Annotated in this window: 2 protein-coding genes and 2 pseudogenes; 1 reads left to right on the top strand and 3 read right to left on the bottom strand. The window is 56.3% G+C overall.

What is annotated here, in order from left to right:
- Positions 1-635 precede the first annotated feature (635 nt).
- Positions 636-884: pseudogene (locus tag NKH83_RS31465) on the top strand (ISAs1 family transposase); the annotation flags it as partial.
- 59 nt (positions 885-943) lie between these two features.
- On the opposite strand, the gene NKH83_RS31460 reads toward NKH83_RS31465, so the two are convergent.
- From NKH83_RS31460 to NKH83_RS31450, 3 genes and pseudogenes are all read right to left on the bottom strand, one after another.
- Positions 944-1624 (bottom strand): methyltransferase, encoded by a 681-nt coding sequence (locus tag NKH83_RS31460; protein WP_352809050.1) that lies wholly within the window; start codon positions 1622-1624, stop codon positions 944-946.
- 224 nt (positions 1625-1848) lie between these two features.
- Complete coding sequence (locus NKH83_RS31455) at positions 1849-2046, bottom strand: hypothetical protein (RefSeq protein WP_352809047.1); 198 nt, start codon at positions 2044-2046, stop codon at positions 1849-1851.
- A pseudogene (locus NKH83_RS31450) lies at positions 2043-2382 on the bottom strand (hypothetical protein); the annotation flags it as partial. The gene NKH83_RS31455 and the pseudogene NKH83_RS31450, both read right to left, overlap by 4 nt.

Here is a 2382-nt window from a genome sequence, read left to right as displayed (position 1 = left end):
CCGAGCCGTGATGAGACCCACTCAGCTGGCTGAGGGGTGGGCAGGCGCCGAGCGTTCCCGGTACGGGCACTCGGCACCGTCTCAGCTACATGGCGAGGCTCGAATTCGCCGCCCGAGCGGGACGCGAGCACCCGTGTTCATCTGCCAGCACTTTCTCGAGCCTCATCTTTGGATCGTTCTGGACCCTGGAGACCCGCGGCGGCGGTATTTTCGGTGAGCGTGATCATGGGGCGGTTCTCTTCAGTCCGTGACGCGTTCGCCGATAGCCCCTCATCTCCCGTGCCAAACACGAAAACGTTTTCAAATCAGCCCAATAGACCTGGCTCTGCTACGTTGCGTATCCGACATCGTCGGAAATCGGACAAGGCGAAACGTGGTTGAATAGCGCGGCCCGCAGAGGAATCCTGTCCTTTCGAGAAGATGCCAGGTAGAGAAGATGCTAGGCAATGGCATCGACGAATACTGCCATTCTCAAGCCCCAAAGTTTCGCAAGCTATCAGGCGTCGAGCGCCGCTTTAATGTTAACTATCGGCGGTGTACCGAGGAGAGATAGGATCTGACGTTGGCCTATTTATCTGGCGTTTGATGGTCTTGAGACGATTGATCTGTCCTTCGACGGGACTGGTGCTCCCCCCAAACGCTTCAATGAGGTCGTTCGCTCGCACTGGGGCGTCGAGAACCGCCTGCACTGGCGGCTCGATGTCGTCATGAACGAGGATCAGGACAGGAGCCGAGTGGGCAACGCTCCAAACAACCTCGCCGTTTTGCGCCACATGGCCATCAACGTCATGCAGAAGGACCCCACCAAAGGTTCCTTGCGCGGTAAGTTCAAGCGCGCCGCTTGGGACGACACCTACCTCGCTCAGCTCCTGGCCCTTTTTTGAAATGCGATCACCCTGATGCTTTGACGATCTTCCATGCACTTAATGCAACGGTTCTGGTATCATGCGTTTGGGCCCCTTTTGCGTATGGAGAACAGTCTGTAGATCGCGCTCACGTGAGGGTAGGTGCCGGACCCGAGAAGTACGGACTCGAGATCGTTTGCGACGATGATTTCCGAGAGCAGATCGTCCCGATGGCCACTGGGGAAGCCTAAGAGCATGCTGCCCGACTCTGTTAGGAATTCTGGGCCTTCCGATAGAAAGCGGCTGAGCAATCTATAACCCGGATCGATGGCTCCTCGTTCGAGGTCGTCCCGATACTCATAGTCATTCGGCGCATAGTCCGACGGACAGTTCCAGAATATAAAATCGAATTTTCGGCGGGGCGGAATATTGGTAAAGATGTCGCTTTCGATTACCTCGACATTGTCGATGCCATTTCTTGCAGCATTTTCTAACGTGTTCGCGACCGCCCTAGGATCGATATCACAGGCAACCAAGGACAACGCGCCGAGTTTCGCGAGGTACAGTCCAGGGAGGCCGAAGCCGCAGCCGATCTCCAGGATACTTTTCCCGACAACAGGAGGAAAATTCTCGGTATACCAACGCCAACCCTGGAATTCATGTGGTGAAAGCACACCCTCGTTTACAGCCATTTCTAGGCCAAATTCATGTATATACAGCGGAAAAGTGTGCTGCTGGCTGCGTTTTATCTTTGTCCTGATCTGGTCTATGTCCGTCATATTACTGCCCTCCGAACTAAGTACAATAGATGCTGCGAACGGTACGCAGCCATTTTGTAAGAATCGGTGTCAAAGATAAAAACCTCCGTAGATTCTCGTTCGTGCTTAGCTGGTTCAGATCTTGCAACTTCCTATCGCTTCTTTCCAACGCCGCCACAAACGGCTCGCAGCGCGACCTCCTTATTGTTCACGGCTGGCTATTTACGCGCGGCAAATGTTTCGTTTCAGGTCTCCGGTGACGCGATAGTGGTCCGGCTGCCGATGCGTCGGCCGTCAGTTGTCGACCTGTAAAGTTTGATGTCGCCACGCCGCCGGAGGAGATATTCCGATAGCGCGCCGATCAGCACGCCGACCTCTACCACTTTTGCGTCGGGGGGCAGGCGCCGGATGATCGCGTTGCCGCGTTGCTCGAATGGTTTCACCAACCCACCTCCCATGGCCGGGGCTTGCCGTGGAAAACCACCGCGCGAACGCCGGCCGGAACGAGGCCGAGACGCTGAACGTCCAACTTGTACGAACACAGTTGACCAGGGCAGATGTCTTGCCACAGGCGCCAATTGACTTCCCGGCAGGTCTCAAGAAACTCCTGATCGGAAGCGAACCGCTGCATGTGGTCCGCAGGTGCCGCTGTGAACGCCTCCCACACCGCGGCCTTAATCGATTGCGGGATCGCCATGATGCTGCTTTGAAAGCCCCCCGGCCACCAACACTCGCGCATGATCACCGGACCCTCGACCGCCGCCATATCCGCGAGACTG

The organism is Mesorhizobium sp. M0909 (assembly GCF_040319515.1).
GTDB lineage: Bacteria > Pseudomonadota > Alphaproteobacteria > Rhizobiales > Rhizobiaceae > Mesorhizobium.
This window is presented reverse-complemented; position numbering and strand designations above follow the sequence as displayed.

Bases quoted from the DNA above. Each gene is read 5' to 3' on its own strand.
- NKH83_RS31460 (WP_352809050.1), bottom strand. From the start codon at position 1,624: ATGACGGACATAGACCAGATCAGGACAAAGATAAAACGCAGCCAGCAG.